Annotated in this window: 15 protein-coding genes; 6 read left to right on the top strand and 9 right to left on the bottom strand. The window is 69.0% G+C overall.

What is annotated here, in order from left to right:
• Positions 1 to 124 precede the first annotated feature (124 nt).
• Both HUS56_RS11815 and HUS56_RS11810 read right to left on the bottom strand, forming a co-directional pair.
• Positions 125 to 1,249, bottom strand: coding sequence for a GuaB3 family IMP dehydrogenase-related protein (locus tag HUS56_RS11815; RefSeq protein WP_173923611.1), 1,125 nt, complete (start codon positions 1,247 to 1,249; stop codon positions 125 to 127).
• A gap of 40 nt (positions 1,250 to 1,289) precedes the next feature.
• On the bottom strand, positions 1,290 to 2,990 hold the full coding sequence (locus HUS56_RS11810; RefSeq protein ID WP_173923610.1) for an ABC-F family ATP-binding cassette domain-containing protein: 1,701 nt from the start codon (positions 2,988 to 2,990) through the stop codon (positions 1,290 to 1,292).
• A gap of 134 nt (positions 2,991 to 3,124) precedes the next feature.
• On the opposite strand from HUS56_RS11810, the gene HUS56_RS11805 reads away from it, so the two are divergent.
• On the top strand, positions 3,125 to 4,276 hold the full coding sequence (locus HUS56_RS11805) for a MalY/PatB family protein (RefSeq protein ID WP_173923609.1): 1,152 nt from the start codon (positions 3,125 to 3,127) through the stop codon (positions 4,274 to 4,276).
• A 162-nt stretch (positions 4,277 to 4,438) separates the two neighbouring features.
• Here HUS56_RS11805 and guaB read toward each other — a convergent pair whose 3' ends face one another.
• The gene (gene guaB / locus HUS56_RS11800; protein ID WP_173923608.1) at positions 4,439 to 5,941 is read right to left on the bottom strand and encodes an IMP dehydrogenase; all 1,503 of its coding nucleotides are present in this window, start codon (positions 5,939 to 5,941) and stop codon (positions 4,439 to 4,441) included.
• Positions 5,942 to 6,274: 333 nt separating this feature from the next.
• Between guaB and HUS56_RS11795 the strand changes: the two genes are divergently transcribed.
• From HUS56_RS11795 to HUS56_RS11780, 4 genes are read left to right on the top strand one after another with little or no spacing between them, the layout of a single operon-like run.
• Complete coding sequence (locus tag HUS56_RS11795) at positions 6,275 to 7,525, top strand: branched-chain amino acid ABC transporter permease (RefSeq protein WP_173923607.1); 1,251 nt, start codon at positions 6,275 to 6,277, stop codon at positions 7,523 to 7,525.
• A gap of 15 nt (positions 7,526 to 7,540) precedes the next feature.
• Complete coding sequence (locus tag HUS56_RS11790; protein WP_173923783.1) at positions 7,541 to 8,521, top strand: branched-chain amino acid ABC transporter permease; 981 nt, start codon at positions 7,541 to 7,543, stop codon at positions 8,519 to 8,521.
• Entirely contained in the window at positions 8,511 to 9,425 is a 915-nt protein-coding gene (locus HUS56_RS11785) for an ABC transporter ATP-binding protein (protein ID WP_173923606.1), read from the top strand. The genes HUS56_RS11790 and HUS56_RS11785 overlap by 11 nt, the downstream gene beginning before the upstream one ends.
• Complete coding sequence (locus tag HUS56_RS11780) at positions 9,412 to 10,179, top strand: ABC transporter ATP-binding protein (RefSeq protein ID WP_173923605.1); 768 nt, start codon at positions 9,412 to 9,414, stop codon at positions 10,177 to 10,179. The genes HUS56_RS11785 and HUS56_RS11780 overlap by 14 nt, the downstream gene beginning before the upstream one ends.
• A gap of 409 nt (positions 10,180 to 10,588) precedes the next feature.
• On the opposite strand, the gene HUS56_RS11775 is transcribed toward HUS56_RS11780, so the two are convergent.
• The 3 genes from HUS56_RS11775 to groES form a co-directional block, all read right to left on the bottom strand.
• Positions 10,589 to 11,881 carry an ABC transporter substrate-binding protein gene (locus tag HUS56_RS11775; protein ID WP_173923604.1) on the bottom strand — a complete coding sequence of 431 codons (1,293 nt, stop codon included), beginning with the start codon at positions 11,879 to 11,881 and terminating at the stop codon, positions 10,589 to 10,591.
• Positions 11,882 to 12,118: 237 nt separating this feature from the next.
• Positions 12,119 to 13,075: an EamA family transporter RarD gene (rarD, locus tag HUS56_RS11770; RefSeq protein ID WP_371808305.1), complete on the bottom strand. Its 957-nt coding sequence runs from the start codon at positions 13,073 to 13,075 to the stop codon at positions 12,119 to 12,121.
• Positions 13,076 to 13,158: 83 nt separating this feature from the next.
• A complete protein-coding gene (groES, locus tag HUS56_RS11765) occupies positions 13,159 to 13,455 on the bottom strand; it encodes a co-chaperone GroES (RefSeq protein WP_017203655.1) in 297 nt (98 codons plus the stop codon).
• 156 nt (positions 13,456 to 13,611) lie between these two features.
• Between groES and HUS56_RS11760 the strand changes: the two genes are divergently transcribed.
• Positions 13,612 to 14,802, top strand: coding sequence for a class I SAM-dependent methyltransferase (locus HUS56_RS11760; RefSeq protein WP_173923603.1), 1,191 nt, complete (start codon positions 13,612 to 13,614; stop codon positions 14,800 to 14,802).
• A 44-nt stretch (positions 14,803 to 14,846) separates the two neighbouring features.
• Here HUS56_RS11760 and HUS56_RS11755 read toward each other — a convergent pair whose 3' ends face one another.
• The 3 genes from HUS56_RS11755 to HUS56_RS11745 form a co-directional block, all read right to left on the bottom strand.
• Positions 14,847 to 15,371, bottom strand: a complete 525-nt coding sequence (locus tag HUS56_RS11755) for a DUF4190 domain-containing protein (protein ID WP_173923602.1) — start codon at positions 15,369 to 15,371, stop codon at positions 14,847 to 14,849.
• Between the two features lie 7 nt (positions 15,372 to 15,378).
• A complete protein-coding gene (locus HUS56_RS11750; RefSeq protein WP_173923601.1) occupies positions 15,379 to 15,636 on the bottom strand; it encodes a hypothetical protein in 258 nt (85 codons plus the stop codon).
• 321 nt (positions 15,637 to 15,957) lie between these two features.
• Positions 15,958 to 16,377 carry a DUF4190 domain-containing protein gene (locus HUS56_RS11745; protein ID WP_173923600.1) on the bottom strand — a complete coding sequence of 140 codons (420 nt, stop codon included), beginning with the start codon at positions 16,375 to 16,377 and terminating at the stop codon, positions 15,958 to 15,960.
• Positions 16,378 to 16,429 lie beyond the last annotated feature (52 nt).

Genomic DNA, 16,429 nt, shown 5'->3' with positions numbered 1-16,429 from the left:
ACCCCGTTTCCGCGGCCACTGGGCATGGCCGCGCGATCGCCTTCAACGCTACCCGACCTCCGATCGCTCGCGGGCTGCTGCGCTCGGTTCGGAGGTGATCGGGAGGCTCGGCCTCCGGTCGGTGCTACGCGCCGGGGTAGGGCGCGACGACGACCTCGACGCGCTGGAACTCCTTCAGGTCGGAGTACCCGGTGGTCGCCATCGAGCGTCGCAGGGCGCCGACGAGGTTCGCAGTCCCGTCGGCGGCGGGGGCCGGCCCGTACAGCACCTCCTCGAGCGAGGCGACCTGCCCGACCTGCACGCGCTGCCCGCGAGGGAGCTTCGAGTGATGCGCCTCGGGGCCCCAGTGGTAGCCACCGCCGGGAGCGTCCGTCGCGCGTGCCAGCGCGGCGCCCAGCATGACCGCGTCGGCGCCGCAGGCGATCGCCTTGACGATGTCGCCCGACTTGCCCACGCCGCCGTCGGCGATGACATGCACGTAGCGACCCCCCGACTCGTCGAGGTAGTCACGGCGCGCTCCAGCGACATCCGCCACCGCCGTGGCCATCGCGGCGTGGATGCCCAGGGTCGGGCGAGTGGTCGATGCAGCCCCTCCGCCGAAGCCGACGAGCACGCCCGCAGCTCCGGTGCGCATGAGGTGCAGCGCCGCCGTGTACGTCGCCGCGCCGCCGACGATGACCGGCACGTCGAGCTCGTAGATGAACTTCTTGAGGTTCAGCGGCTCCTGGTTCTTCGAGACGTGCTCGGCAGAGACCGTGGTGCCGCGGATGACGAACAGGTCGACGCCCGCCGCGACCACGGTCTCGTAGAGCTCCTGCGTGCGCTGCGGCGAGAGGGCCCCCGCCACGGTGACGCCCGCGGCGCGGATCTCGGCGAGTCGAGCCGTTACGAGGTCGGGCTTGACCGGCTCCGAGTAGAGCTGCTGCATACGCTCGGTCGCCCGGTCGGACGAGAGGTTGCGGATCTCGGCGAGCACCGGCTCGGGGTCTTCATAGCGGGTCCAGAGCCCCTCGAGATCGAGCACGCCGACACCGCCGAGTCGGCCCATCATGATGGCCGTCTGCGGCGAGACGACCGAGTCCATGGGCGCGGCCAGGAAGGGGATGTCGAACTGGTACGCATCGATCGACCAGGCGATCGAGACGTCTTCGGGGTCGCGGGTGCGACGGCTCGGAACGATGGCGATGTCGTCGAAGGCATAGACGCGCTGGCCCCGCTTCGAGCGGCCGATCTCGATCTCCTGGGTCACCCGTCAACCCTACCGAACCGTGCCCTCCACGGACTGCGACTCAGCGAGCGCGGACGACGCGTGCCTCGTCCCAGACGGGCGCGTCGGTCTCGACGACCTCGCCGTTGGAGCGGAACACGAGGAACCGGTCGAAGCTGCGCGTGAACCAGCGGTCGTGCGTGACCGCGAGCACCGTGCCGTCGAACCGTTCGAGCGCGTCCTCGAGCGCCTCGGCCGAGACGAGGTCGAGATTGTCGGTGGGCTCGTCGAGCAGCAGCAGCGTCGCGCCCGAGAGCTCGAGCAGCAGGATCTGCAGCCGCGCCTGCTGGCCGCCCGACAGCGATTCGAAGCGCTGCAGCGCGGAGCCCGCGAGCCCGTACCGGTCGAGCGCCGAGCTCGCCGCCTCGCGCGCCATGCCCTCGCGATCTGCATCGCCCCGATGCAGGATGTCGAGGAGTGTGCGTCCGACGAACTCGGGGTGCTCGTGGTTCTGCGCGAACCATCCCGGCACGACGCGCGCACCCAGCACGGCTCGGCCCTCGTGCGGCACGCGGGCGAGGGTCTCGCCGACGGTGGTCACATGCCCGAGCAGGCGATCGGGTTCCGTGCCGCCGCCGGCGAGCAGCCGCAGGAAGTGCGACTTGCCCGAGCCGTTCGACCCGAGCACCGCCACGCGGTCGCCGTACCAGACCTCGAGGTCGAACGGGCGCATGAGACCGGTGAGCTCGAGCCGCTCGCACACCACGGCGCGCTTGCCCGTGCGCGATCCGCGCAGTCGCATGGACACGGCCTTGTCGGGCGGGCGCTCCTCGGGCGGCCCCGCATCCTCGAACCTGCGCAGGCGCGTCACGGCAGCTTGGTATCGGGATGCCATGCCGTCGTTGTACGTCGCCTTCACCTTCAGGGTCGCGACGAGCGTCTTCAGCGCGGCGTGCTGCTCGTCCCAGCGGCGGCGCAGCTCGTCGAGCCGGGCGAAGCGCGCCTCGCGAGCCTCGTGGTAGCCCTCGAAGCTGCCGCCGTGCACCCACGCGGTGTTGCCCGCGGCCCCGAGCTCGAGCGTCACGATGCGGTCGGCGGCTCGGGCGAGCAGTTCGCGGTCGTGCGACACGAGCAGCACGGTCTTGGGCGTCGCCCGGAGCTGCGCCTCGAGCCAGCGCTTGCCCGGCACGTCCAGCGAGTTGTCGGGCTCGTCGAGCAGCAGCACCTGCTCGGGCCCGCGCAGCAGCGCCTCGAGGGCGAGGCGCTTCTGCTCGCCACCCGAAAGGCTGGCGAGGTCGCGCCACTTCGCGCGCTCGAACGGGATGCCGAGGGCTGTGACGGTGCAGTGGTCCCACACCACCTCCTGCTCGTAGCCGCCGGCTTCCGCGTACTCGGCGAGCGCCGACGCGTACCGCATCTGGGTCTCGTTGTCATCGCGCTCGATGAGTGCGTTCTCGGATGCCTCGAGCTCGAGCGCCGCCTCTCGGATGCGCCTCGGCGCCACCGACACGAGCAGCCCCGCCACCGTCTCCTCCGCCACGGGAGCCGTGCGCCCGGTGCCGACGAACTGGTCCATGACCCCGAGGCCGCCCTCGACCTGCACGCTGCCCTCGTCGGGGCGGAGGTCGCCCCGGATGATCCGGAGCAGGGTCGACTTGCCCGCGCCATTCGCGCCGATGAGCGCGGTCGTCTTCCCCTCCGTCACGCGGAAGGCGAGGTCGGCGAGCAGCGGGCGCCCGTCGGGCAGGGAGAAGGAGACGCCGTTGACGTCGATGAAGCCCATGGTGGATCCGTTCGATTCGCGACATCCGCCGCGGCGCGCTGAGGCAGCCGTTCAGACTACCGCTGCGGGGGATCCGTCGCCACCTCGCATCCTGCGGTGTTCGGGGTCCTGTCGACGGAGGGCAAGCTGGAGGCATGCAACGCATCGCCGCAGACCCGATCGACGTCCTCCGCACTCGCACCAGCGCGAAGTGGCGGGCGTTCCCGCCCGACGTGCTACCGCTACCCGTCGCCGAGATGGACTACCCGCTCGCGGAGCCCATCGCGCACGCGCTGCACGCGGCGATCGAGCGATCCGACACCGGGTATGCGGCCGGCGGGCACCACGTCGCCGAGTCGTTCCAGGCGTTCGCCGCCGCACGCCTCGGGTGGGATGTCGACCCGGCCCGCACCACGTGCACGGCCGACGTGAGCATGGGCATCGTCGAGGTGCTGCGGCGCGTCACGGATCCCGGCGACGGCATCGTCATCACACCGCCCGTCTATCCGCCGTTCTCCGCCCTGGTCGCGGAGGCCGGCGGCACCGTCGTCGAGGTGCCCATGCGCGGGGGCATCGACGAGGGCTGGTCGCTCGACCTCGCGGGCCTGGAGGCCGCCTTCGCGGCCGGTGCCCGCGCCATGGTGCTCTGCAACCCGCACAACCCCATCGGCATCAATCCGACGCCGGTCGAGCTCGCCGCGCTCGCCGATCTTGCCGCGCGCTTCGGCGTCACGATCGTCGCCGACGAGGTCCACGGCCCGCTCGCGCGACCGGCGAGCCCGTACACGCCGTTCCTCACGGTGTCGGATGCCGCGCGCGAGTGGGGCGTCGCCGTCACCGCGGCGACCAAGGCGTTCAACATCGCCGGACTGAAGGCCGCGCTCATCGTCACGGCGAGTGCCCGCGGGGATGCGGTACGTGCGGCGATGCCCGAGGAGGTCTCGTGGCGCATGAGCCAGTTCGGCGCCATTGCCACGGTCGCTGCGTTCCGCGAGAGCGGCCACTGGCTCGACGGCGTGCTCGCGAGCCTCGACGACAACCGTCGCCTACTCGCCGACCTCCTCGCCGACGAGCTGCCGGGCGTCCGCTATCGGATGCCGGATGCCACCTACCTCGCGTGGCTCGACCTGTCAGCGCTGGGCTGGGGTGACGACCCCGCGGTCTACGCGCTCGAGCACGCGAGGGTCGCGCTCACGAGCGGACCCGACTTCGGGGCATCCGTCGGCCGGGGACACGCGAGACTCAACTTCGCCTGCACGCCGGAGGTGCTGGCGGAGGCGGTGATGCGGCTCGCGGAGGCGCGCTGACCCACCCGGTCGTCGCGGAGCGCCGCGCGCCCACCGGTCGTCGAGGAGCGCCGCGCGCAGCGCGACGACCCGGTCGTCGAGTAGCGCCGCGAGCAGCGCGACGCGTATCGAGACGCGGCATCAGCCGCGTGCACCCGGGGCTGCTCCTCGCTCGGCGCCCGATCAGCGGGTGTAGTTCGGTGCCTCGACGACGAACTGCACGTCGTGCGGGTGCGACTCCTTGAGTCCGGCCGGCGTGATCCGCACGAACCTGCCCTTCTCCTTCAACTCGGAGATCGTGCGTGCGCCGACGTAGAACATCGACTGGCGAAGACCACCGACGAGCTGGTACGCCACCGCGGCGACCGGGCCTCGGAACGGCACCTGCCCCTCGATCCCCTCGGGGATGAGCTTCTCGTCGGACGGGACGTCGGCCTGGAAGTACCGGTCCTTCGAGTACGACGTCTTCTGGCCGCGCGTCTGCAGGGCTCCGAGCGAACCCATTCCGCGATACGTCTTGAACTGCTTGCCGTTCTGGAACACCAGCTCACCCGGGCTCTCGGCCGTGCCGGCGAGCAGGGAACCGAGCATCACGGTGTCGGCGCCTGCGACGAGCGCCTTGGCGATGTCGCCCGAGTACTGCAGGCCGCCGTCGGCGATGAGCGGCACTCCGGCCGGCTTCGTGGCCTTCGACGCCTCGTACACGGCGGTGATCTGGGGGACGCCGACGCCCGCGACGACGCGCGTGGTGCAGATCGAGCCCGGTCCGACGCCGACCTTGACGGCGTCGGCGCCCGCGTCGACGAGCGCCTGCGCGCCCTCGCGGGTCGCGACGTTGCCGCCGATCACATCGACGTGGGCGAACGTCGGGTCGGCCTTCAGGCGTCGGATGATGTCGAGCACACCGGCGCTCTCACCATTGGCGGTGTCGACGACGAGCACGTCGACGCCGGCGTCACGGAGTGCCTCTGCGCGCTCCCAGGCGTCACCGAAGAATCCCATCGCCGCACCGACGCGGAGACGCCCCTCGGCGTCTTTCGTGGCGTTCGGGTACTGCTCGGACTTGTCGAAGTCCTTCACGGTGATGAGTCCGGTGAGCCGGCCCGCCCCATCGACGAGCGGAAGCTTCTCGATCTTCTTCTCGGCGAAGATGGCGATCGCCTCGTCGAGGTCCATGCCGACGTGGCCGGTGATGAGCGGCATCCTCGTCATGACGTCGCGCACGTACGTCGAGCGCTTCTCGAAATCGGAGACGAACCGCATGTCCCGGTTGGTGATGATGCCGACGAGGACGCCCTCGCCGTCGACGACGGGCAGGCCGCTGACGCGGTAGGTCGCGCAGAGCTGGTCGACTTCGGCGACGGTGGCATCGGGGGTGGTCGTCACGGGGTTCGAGATCATGCCCGACTCGCTGCGCTTCACCCGGTCGACCATGTCGGCCTGCTCCTGGATGGAGAGATTGCGATGCAGGATGCCGATACCGCCCTGCCTGGCCATGGCGATCGCCATTCGCGCCTCGGTGACGGTGTCCATCGCGGCCGAGAGCAGCGGAGTCGAGACCTCGATCCGACGAGTCAGGCGCGAGGTCGTATCCGCCTCGCTCGGGATCACGTCGGTGTGGCCTGGCAGCAGCAGGACGTCGTCGTAGGTCAGTCCTGTGAGTCCGAACGGATCCGCGTGATCCATGTCTCCCCTTCGTTCCGAATCGTGGGTGCGACCAGCGAGTGAGAGGTTCGCCGGGCCTACCAAATGTTAAGCGAGTTTGCGTGTCGGGCATTCCCCGGATAACAATCGAGGGCCGTTGTGCGCAGGTGCGAAACACATGAGACATAATCGGCACGTACTGTCGACGACGTCGTCGAGAGAAACCCGGACCGGAGGCCATCAGCCGCCGCGGCCCTTGGAGGTGCAGTGGAACCCACTCAAACAGTCGCCCGACGGTCACCCGGGAGGTGGCTCATACTCCTCGGAATCCTGTTGTCCGCACTCACCCTGTCCGGCATCGCAGCGTCCCCTGCGATGGCGGAGGAAGTGAGTCCGGCCCCGGCAGCAGAGCAGACCGAGGAGCCGACAGCGCCTGCTGAGGAGGAGGAGTTCGAGAACTTCTTCACCGGCAACGTCACCTTCGAGGACGAACCGCTCGAGGGCGTTCGCATCACCGTCGAGGGCAACGGCTTCGAGGCAGAGACCGAGACCGACGCAGAGGGCAAGTGGCGCATCGGAGTGCCCGAGAGGGCCACGTACGAGGTCACGCTCGACGAGGACACCCTGCCCGAGGGTGTCGCCGTCACCGAGGGCGGCGCCACCGTGGAGGCGGAGTTCGGGCTCACCGGCATCAAGGCGGTCAACTTCTTCATCGGCGAGGGTGAACGCCAGACGACCGGGCTGTTCGCCCAGGTGCTCATCCGGCTCGTCAACGGGCTGAACTTCGGCCTGCTTCTTGCGCTCGCCGCGATCGGGCTGTCCCTCATCTTCGGCACGACCGGACTCTCGAACTTCGCGCACGCCGAGATGGTCACGTTCGGCGCCCTCATGGTGCTGACCTTCGGGGTGGACCTCGCCCTGCCGATCTGGATCGCGATCGCCATCGCCATCGTGCTGAGCGCACTCCTCGGCTGGGTGCTCGACGCGGGGCTCTGGAAACCGCTGCGCCGTCGAGGCGTCGGCCTCATCCCCCTCATGATCGTGAGCATCGGCCTCTCGCTGGCCCTTCGGTACACGTACCAGTTCATCTACGGCGGTGGCACCCAGCAGCTGCCCGGTGCCACCGCTCCGTCCGACATCCAGCTCGGACCCATCTCCCTGTCGTGGATCGACATCGCGAGCATGACGACGAGCATCGTCGTGCTCGTCGCGGTCGCCTACTTCCTGCTGCGCACCCGCATCGGCAAGGCGACGCGCGCAGTCGCCGACAACGCCAGCCTCGCCGCCGCCAGCGGCATCGACGTCGACCGGGTCATCCGGATCGTCTGGGTCTCGGGTGCGGCGCTCGCCGGCCTCGCCGGCGTCCTCTGGGCGTACTTCCGCCCGGGTGTGAGCTGGGACATGGGCTTCCAGATCCTGCTGCTGATCTTCGCGGCGGTGGTGCTCGGCGGACTCGGCACGGCGTTCGGCGCGCTCGTGGGCTCACTCATCGTGGGCCTGTTCATCGAGATGTCGACCCTCTGGATCCCGTCCGACATGAAGTACGTGGGGGCGCTCGTCGTGCTCATCGTCGTGCTGCTGTTCCGACCGCAGGGCATCCTCGGTCGCCGCGAGAGAATCGGCTAAGGAGGACCGACCATGATCGACTGGATTACGATCTTCTCCAACGCGGCACAGGAGCTCATCAGCCCCACGACCGCCGCGTATGCGCTGGCCGCACTCGGCCTGGCCATCCACTTCGGCTACACGGGCCTCCTGAACTTCGGTCAGGCGGGCTTCATGGCGCTCGGTGCGTACGGATACGCCATCTCCACCCTGAGCTTCGGGTTCCCGGTGTGGGCGGCCGTGCTCGTCGCGATCGGGGCATCCGTGATCTTCGCCCTGATCCTCGGTATCCCGACCCTGCGTCTGCGAGCCGACTACCTGGCGATCGTGACGATCGCCGCGGCCGAGATCCTGCGGCTCATCTTCACGACGAACACGTTCGACGCGATCACCGGGTCGGCGACGGGCCTCCAGGGCTACAAGACCGGTCTCGCCGCCCTCAACCCGATCCCACCGGGCACCTACGGGTTCGGGCCCTTCACCTACAACGCGTTCGACTGGTGGATCCGCATCGTCGGCTGGACGCTCGTGGTGCTGTTCGCACTGCTCACGTGGCTCATCATGCGCAGCCCCTGGGGGCGCGTCATCAAGGGCATCCGCGAGGACGAGGACGCGGTGCGCGCATTGGGCAAGAACGTCTATTCCTACAAGATGCAGAGCCTCATCCTCGGTGGGGTCTACGGCACGTTCGCGGGTATGATCTTCATCATGCCGCGCGCGGTCGTGCCGGCGAACTACCAGACGTCGCTCACGTTCTTCATCTACGCGATCCTGCTGCTCGGCGGGGCCGCCACGATCTTCGGACCCATCGTGGGATCGATGATCTTCTGGGTGCTGCTGTCCTTCTTCTCGGGCTTCGTCGCCCGAGCGGTCGAGGTGGGTTGGTTCCCGTTCATGACGCAGGTGCAGGCCGGTCAGCTCCGGTTCATCCTCGTCGGCATCGCGATCATGTTGATCGTCATATTCAGGCCTCAGGGCATCTTCGGGAACAAGAAGGAGCTGGCCTTTGTCAAGTAACGTCACTCCCACGGCCAAGCCGGTCAAGAGCACCGGCCTCCACGTCGGCGAAGCCGAGCCGGGCGTCCGCAAGGTCGACCCGATCCTCACCGCCGACGGCGTCAAGCGCACCTTCGGGGGGCTCACGGCGGTCGATGTCGACCACGTCGAGATCCCGCGTGGCGCCATCACCGCCCTCATCGGCCCGAACGGTGCCGGCAAGACCACGTTCTTCAACCTGCTCACGGGGTTCGACAAGCCCGACGAGGGCAAGTGGGAGTTCGACGGTCGATCGCTCGCCCACGTGCCTGCCTATCGGGTCGCCAGGATGGGGCTCATCCGCACCTTCCAGCTCACGAAGGCGCTCGGCCTGCTCACCGTCATGGACAACATGAAGCTGGGTGCCAAGGGGCAGACCGGTGAGAGCCTGTTCCGTTCGATCCTGCCGTTCGTCTGGCGCAAGCAGGAGGACGAGATCGAGGCCAAGGCCGAGGAACTCCTCGTGCGTTTCAAGCTCGACGCCAAGAAGGAGGATTACGCGGCGAGCCTCTCGGGCGGACAGCGCAAGCTCCTCGAGATGGCCCGAGCGCTCATGAGCGACCCGACCCTCGTCATGCTCGACGAGCCGATGGCGGGCGTGAACCCCGCCCTCACGCAGTCGCTCCTCGATCACATCCTCGATCTCAAGTCGCAGGGCATGACGGTGCTCTTCGTCGAGCACGACATGCACATGGTGCGCCACATCGCCGACTGGGTGATCGTGATGGCCGAGGGCAGGATCGTCGCAGAGGGCGATCCGCACACGGTCATGGAGGACCCGGCCGTGATCGACGCGTACCTCGGTGCGCATCACGACACCGACCTCGGCGCGACCGACACGGAGAACGTCGAGGTGTTGAAGGAGCTCATCGATGACGAACAGTGAACCCACCGCCAGCGCGGTGCTCGAAGCCGAGACCGACACGGTCGTCGAGGTCGACACCGTCACAGCGGGCTACCTGCCAGGCGTGAACATCCTGAACTCGTGCTCGCTCGTGGCGAGGCAGGGTGAGCTGATCGGCATCATCGGCCCCAACGGTGCCGGCAAGTCGACCCTCCTGAAGGCGATCTTCGGGCTCGTGAAGGTGCGCGAGGGGAAGATCCGCCTCAACGGCGAGGAGATCACGAACCTCAAGGCGAACAAGCTCGTCGCCAAGGGCGTCGGATTCGTCCCCCAGACGAACAACGTGTTCCCCTCGCTGACCATCCAGGAGAACCTCGAGATGGGCCTCTTCCAGAAGCCCAAGGGGCTCAAGGAGCGGCTCGCGTTCGTCGTCGACATCTTCCCCGAGCTCGGCAAGCGACTCACCCAGCGCGCCGGCTCACTGTCGGGCGGTGAGCGGCAGATGGTCGCGATGTCGCGAGCGCTCATGATGGGCCCCCACGTGCTGCTGCTCGACGAGCCGTCGGCCGGACTCTCACCGGTCCGCCAGGACGAGGCGTTCCTGCGCGTCAAGGAGATCAACCGAGCGGGCGTGACGACCATCATGGTGGAGCAGAACGCCCGTCGCTGCCTGCAGATCTGCGACCGCGGCTACGTGCTCGACCAGGGCCGTGATGCCTACACCGGAACGGGTCGCGACCTGCTGAACGACCCGAAGGTCATCGGCCTGTACCTGGGCACGCTCGGCCAGGACTGAGCAACCCGGTCCACGAAGGGGCGGATGCCGCGGCATCCGCCCTTCGTCATTCCATCCGGCTTCGCCCGCGACCGTTCAGGAGCCTTCGCACGTCGGCTCGCGCGTGGCGATTGCCGTGCCGGTTCCCCGAGTGTGCTCGAAACGACGTCTCCGGCCGCTGGCGACCGGCGCGGCGGCGACGTTTCGGGCACCCTCGACGATGTGGCGAGGGTCCCGGGGACCGGGGGACGGCGACGGAGAGGGACGGGCGACGGGGGACGGAGACCGGGCACGCGAAAGGGCCCCGGCCGGAGACCGGGCATGCGAAAGGGCCCCGGCCGGAGCCGGGCACGCGAAAGGGCCCCGGCCGGAGACCGGGCATGCGAAAGGGCCCCGGCCGGAGCCGGGGCCCTTCCAGGCGAGGTGCGTACTAGTTGATACGCGAGAACGTGTTGTCCTCTGCGTACTCGTAGACACCGATGCTCGCCTCGGTGGGGTCGCCGGCCTCGTCGAGCGTGATCGGGCCCGAGGGGCCGTCCCAGTCGATCTGCTGGCCCTCAGCGAGGAGCGCGGCGGCGTCGGCGAAGGTGGAGACCTTCTCGCCGTCGCCGGTGCCACCCGAGACCTGCCGGATGTACGGAGCGAAGTCAGCGGGGTCTGCGCTGTTCGCCGCGTACGCGGCTAGGGCGATGAGCATGACCGCGTCGTACGACTCGGGGCCGTAGGCGAACTCGGTCAGTGCCGGGTCGACCGCGAGCAGGCGGTCGCGGAAGTCGTCTTCCAGCTTCGGCCCGGGCAGGGTGCCCTTCGACCCGGTGATCAGGCCGGGTGCGAAGTCCGCGGTGTAGTTGAACAGGTTTCCGTCGACGAAGTAGAGCGAGTCACCAGGCTGGCCCGCGCCCACGAGGGCCGGGACGATGACCCTCGACTCGTCGAAGGTGATGACCGCGACGGCGTCGGGGTTGGCCGCGGTGATCGCGGCCACCTGTGCGTCGAAGTTCGAGTCACCGGTGTTGTAGAGCTCTTCGGCGACCACTTCGCCGCCGGCCGCCTCGAACGCCGCCTTGGTCGCTTCGGCCAGGCCGGTGCCGTAGGGGTCGTTGATGACGATGAGACCGAGGGTCGATGCGCCATCGGAGGCGATCTGGTTGCCCAGCACCTCACCCTGCAGGAGGTCGGACGGAGCGGTACGGAAGTACAGATCGTTGTCGTCGTAATCGGTGAAGTCGGGCGACGTGTTCGCCGGCGAGAACTGCACCACACCAGCCGCGGTGATCTGGTCGATGACCGTGAAGGAGACACCCGACGAGGCCGCCCCGACGATCGCCGCGACATCCTGCGAGAGGAGGTCGGTGGTCGAGACGGTCGCGATGTCGGTGGTGGTGTCACCCGAGTCGCGGTAGACGGCTTCGACGGTGATTCCCTGGGCGGCATCGTTGACGTCCTCGACGGCGGCCGCAACACCTGCCTCCTCGGGCGGTCCGAGGAACGCGAGGTTGCCGCTCTGCGGAAGCAGGGTGCCGATCTTGAGGGTGAGGTCACGTTCGCCGGCCTCGATCGGCAGGGCGTCGCCGGCGGCCTCGGTCGGTTCATCCGATTCGGCGGGGGCCGGGGCGCCCGTGCTGCACGCGGTGAGGAGGAGGGCACTGACGCCGGCGAGGGCGACCCCCGTCCATGCTGCGCGAGCCGAGCGCGAGGCCGTGGCCTTCGCGAATACGCTCATGTTGCTCCTTGGGACTGAAGGACTGGTACACAAAATCAGCGTCTGGTGACGCCGTGTGTTTGACAGTATTGCCCGCCCCAATCGGAAACAAGTCGCTGCGGTCACAACCGTGTAACACCGCACGAATCGTTACCTCTCCGACACCGTTGTGCCAGCCGACGCACAGAATCAGCGCACATGCGGGTCATCGCAGCAGATGATTGCGTGGCCCTCGTTCGGGGGCGCCATGCCGACTTCTCAGATCGGCTCCGCCGCCGCGGCCCTTCGAGACGTCCGCATGCCGCGAACGAGATCGAACGTGAGCACCAGCAGGGCCACCCAGACCAGGCCGAACCCGATCCATCGCTCGAGCGGCATGGGCTCCTGCAGCACCACCACGCCCACCAAGAACTGGATGAACGGCGCGAAGTACTGGATGAACCCCATGTAGACGAGCGGAAGGCGACGGGATGCCGCGGCGAACAGCAGCAGCGGCACGGCCGTGACGGCACCGGCGAGCAGCAGGAGCGTCGTGTGCCACGGGCTCACCGTGCCCATCGTGAGGCCCGTGGTCATCGCGACGAACACCAACTGCGCGACCGCGAGTGGAGCCAGCCATGCCGTCTCGAGCGTGAGGCCGGCGACGGCGTCGACCCGCGGACCGACCCGCTTCTTGATGAGGCCGTAGAAACCGAACGAGAACGCCAGGATGAGCGCGATCCACGGCAGCTGCCCGTACCCGACGCCGAGCACGATGACGGCGACGATGGAGATGCCGACCGCCGTCCACTGGGTGGCGTTGAGACGCTCCCGCAGCACCAGCACCCCGAGGAAGACGGTGACGATCGGGTTGATGAAGTACCCGAGGGCGGCCTCGACCACCTGCCCCGTGAGCGCCGCGAACACGTAGGTCTGCCAGTTGATGAAGATGAGCGCCCCGGCCAGCCCCATGATGAGCACGATCCGCCGATCACGGAGGAGGAGCGCGAACGGACGCCAGGCGCGAGTCGCCGCGATGAGGATCGCGCAGAAGACGAGGGAGAGGAGCACCCGCCATGCGACGATCTCGATCGGGCCGGCGGGTTCGAGCGCGATGAAGTAGATCGGCAGGAATCCCCAGAGGCCGTACGCGCTGACCGCGAATGCGAGGCCCGAGCGGCTCAGCGCGTGTCGGGGCCCGGCCGAGGGCAGGTCGGTTTCGGAACGCGATGACACCGGTTCAGACTACGCCCCGCACGAGACGCGACGAGGCCCGGATGCCGCATGGGCGTCCGGGCCTCGGAACGATGTCGTGTCGACTAGCGGACGACGACCGCGAGCACGTCGCGCGCGGAGAGGACGAGGAACTCGTCTGCGCCGAACTTCACCTCGGTGCCGCCGTACTTGGAGTACAGGACCCGGTCGCCGACGGCCACGTCGAGCGGAACGCGGTTGCCGTTGTCGTCGATGCGGCCGGGGCCGACCGCCACGACCTCACCTTCCTGCGGCTTCTCCTTGGCGGTGTCGGGGATCACGAGACCCGACGCGGTGGTCTGCTCTGCCTCGACCTGCTTGATGACGATGCGATCCTCGAGCGGCTTGATGGAAACCGACACGTTTGACCTCTTTCTTGATGAAGACTGATTAGCACCCTCACTGTGAGAGTGCTAAATCGAGTCTAGGGGCGATTTGGCACTCGTGCAACGTGAGTGCCAGCCCTGGAAGGCTCGGCTTCCGGCCGACCGCCATCGGGCCGATGCTAGCGTTGCCGGGTGGACCGCGCCGAGCTCGTCGAACTCCTCTCGCCCGAGGGACTCCGACTCCTCGACAGCCTCCCCGCATGGGATACCACGGCCGACGTGGTGAAGACCGTGGCAGACCTGCGCCGTCAGGGGCATCCGCCCGGCCTCGTCGCGACCGTGCTCAGCCAGTCGAAGCTGCGGGCGCGAGCGGCGGCGAAGTTCGGCGAGTTCGCCTCGCGCATGCTCTTCACCGAGGCGGGGCTCGAGCAGGCCACCCGCCGGCGGGTCGCGGCGCTGCATGCGGGCCGTTACGCGAGAGCCGGGATCGAGCACGTCGCCGACCTCGGGTGCGGCATCGGGGGTGACGCCCTCGCCCTCGCGGCGATCGACCTCGAGGTCACGGCGGTCGAGGCCGACGAGATCACCGCGGCCATCGCCGCCTACAACCTCACGCCCTTCCCTCGCGTCCGAGTGCTGCACGCACGAGCCGAGGACGTCTCGCTCAGCGGCATCGGCGGCGCCTTCCTCGATCCGGCGCGCCGCACGACCGCGGGCGGCACGACACGTCGCATCGCGGACGCCGCCGAGTACTCCCCCAGCCTCGACTTCGCATTCGGGCTGGCCGATCGCCTGCCCGTCGGCGTGAAGCTCGGTCCCGGCACCGATCGCCGCGTCATCCCGGCGGGGGCCGAGGCCCAGTGGATCTCGGTCGACGGAGACGTCCTGGAGCTGGGCGTCTGGCAGGGCGCGGTGGCCCGGCCCGGTGTCGGTCGTGCCGCGCTCGTCGTGCGCGGCGAGAGCGCGGCCGAGCTCACGGCGCCGGCCGACAGCGAAGATGCCCCCGTCGGCCCGATCGGCGACTACATCTACGAACCCGACGGTGCCGTCATCCGAGCTCGCCTCATCGGCGACCTCGCGCGGGCGAACGGCGCATGGATGCTCAGCCCGGGCATCGCATACCTGACCACCGACACGGAGTTCGAATCACCCTTCGCACGCGGGTTCCGCGTGCTCGAGCACCTGCCGGCCGACGAACGGCAGTTGCGCCAGGCCCTCCATGCCCGGGGGGTCGGCACGCTCGAGATCAAGAAGCGCGGCGTCGACGTCGATCCGGCGGCCCTCCGAACCCGCCTCAAGCTGCGCGGCGATGAGAGCGCCACGATCGTCCTGACGCGCGAATCGGGCCGGCACGTGGCGCTCCTCGTCGAGCGACTGGGATAGCGGCCCGTTCGGCCCCGGCCCCGGCACGGTGCGACCCCCTCGAGTCAGCGCGGGAGCGCGTCGAAGACGATCGCGTAGTAGCCGATCCACACGGCCGAGAAGACGAGACCGGTGATTCCCGTGCCGATCCCGACGAAGGCGAGCATGCGTCCCTCCTCCTCGCGTCGCAGCCCGAGCACGCCGAAGACGATCGCCGCGATCGACAGCGGCAGCATCCACCCGACGAAGAGCGACGCGATGGCGCCGATGGTGCCGACGATGGCGGCGACCCAGCTGTAGATGCGTCGCTGCGTGTCCTCCTCCTCGGCGTCGGCTGCCGCGCCCGCCTGGTCGGGCCGGTGCACGATGAGGAGCTGGCCGGTCGGCAGCCGGTGCAGCTCGCCCGTGTCGAAGGGGACGTCGAACTCGCGGGCCGACGGATCGACGTCGGCGGAAGCATCTCGCGGCTGAGGCAGCTGCGTGCCGGGCTGCGCCGTCGGCTGCGTCGGCGGGATCCCCGGTGCGGGATCTGCACCGGGGGAACGGTCGGGGGCCTCGCCGTCGGGCGAGACCCCCTCGCGGTCGGACATCGATCCCCTAGAACGTCGGGTCGGTGGAGAACGGGATGTTGGCGAAGGCGATGCTCCAGAAGATGATCGAGAGCACGGCGATGGCGAGGCCGACGAAGCCCAGGATGATGCCCGTGAGCCACATGCCCTTCGCGGCCGGTTCACGCTTGCGGCCGATGAAGCCGAGGACCACCGCGGCTGCCGGGATGATGAGCTGCATGACGCCGCCCACGATCGGGATGAACACCACGAAGAACCCGACGAGTCCGACGATGCCCGCGATCAACGAGATCAGGCTGAAGACGGGGGTCGGCCGCGCCGGTGCCGACGTGCCGTACGCCGGAGCGACGTATCCCGGTTCACCGTACCCGGGCTGGCGGGGGGCGCCGTAGGTGGGTCGGTCGGATACGCGGGACCGGGCTCGGGCTGGCTCGGGAAGGTCGGCTCTGGCTCCGACGGCACCGTCGGCTCCTCTGGTGCCGGCGGCACGACGGGCCGGTCGGGCTCGGTCGGAATGGTGGGCTCCTCGGGCACCCTCGGCTCGTCGGGGTTCCTGGGATCACTCATGGCGTTCGCCTTTCGTGTGAGAGGGGTCGACAGTCAGTGCTCAGTACGTGGTCGTGAAGTCGGTGTTCGCGAGCAGCGCGCCGAAGACGGCGAAGAAGATGATCGTGCCGATGATCGCGAGCGCAATGCCGACATACCCGAGGATGAGGCCGGCGAGGGCCATGCCGCGGCCCTGTTCGCCGGTCTTCTTGATCTGACTCAGCGAGATGTGGCCGCAGATGACACCGACGATGGGGCCGACGAACGGCAGGATCACGAAGCCCGAGATGGACGCGACGAGCGAGACGATGGCGAGCACGTTGGTCTTCGTGCCGGTGGGCTGCCCGTAGCCCGGCGCGGTCTGCCCGTAGCCCGGCGCGGTCTGCCCGTAGGCCGGTGCGGCGTTGGGCGCGCTGTACCCCGGTGCCGACGGAGGCGGCACGGGCGTGCCCGGCTGGTCGGGGCGATTGGGATCGGTCACGGTCGTTCTCCCTCGATGCTGTGGATGGGATGCTCCGTCGCGTCAGGCGGCG

Origin of the sequence: Agromyces sp. Marseille-P2726 (assembly GCF_902809835.1) — a bacterium.
Taxonomy (GTDB): domain Bacteria; phylum Actinomycetota; class Actinomycetes; order Actinomycetales; family Microbacteriaceae; genus Agromyces.
This window is presented reverse-complemented; position numbering and strand designations above follow the sequence as displayed.

Coding starts and splice junctions, on each gene's coding strand:
- HUS56_RS11810 (WP_173923610.1), bottom strand. CDS start 2,990: ATGGGCTTCATCGACGTCAACGGCGTCTCCTTCTCCCTGCCCGACGGG.
- HUS56_RS11805 (WP_173923609.1), top strand. CDS start 3,125: ATGCAACGCATCGCCGCAGACCCGATCGACGTCCTCCGCACTCGCACC.
- guaB (WP_173923608.1), bottom strand. CDS start 5,941: ATGGATCACGCGGATCCGTTCGGACTCACAGGACTGACCTACGACGAC.
- HUS56_RS11795 (WP_173923607.1), top strand. CDS start 6,275: ATGGCGGAGGAAGTGAGTCCGGCCCCGGCAGCAGAGCAGACCGAGGAG.
- HUS56_RS11780 (WP_173923605.1), top strand. CDS start 9,412: ATGACGAACAGTGAACCCACCGCCAGCGCGGTGCTCGAAGCCGAGACC.
- HUS56_RS11775 (WP_173923604.1), bottom strand. CDS start 11,881: ATGAGCGTATTCGCGAAGGCCACGGCCTCGCGCTCGGCTCGCGCAGCA.
- HUS56_RS11755 (WP_173923602.1), bottom strand. CDS start 15,371: ATGTCCGACCGCGAGGGGGTCTCGCCCGACGGCGAGGCCCCCGACCGT.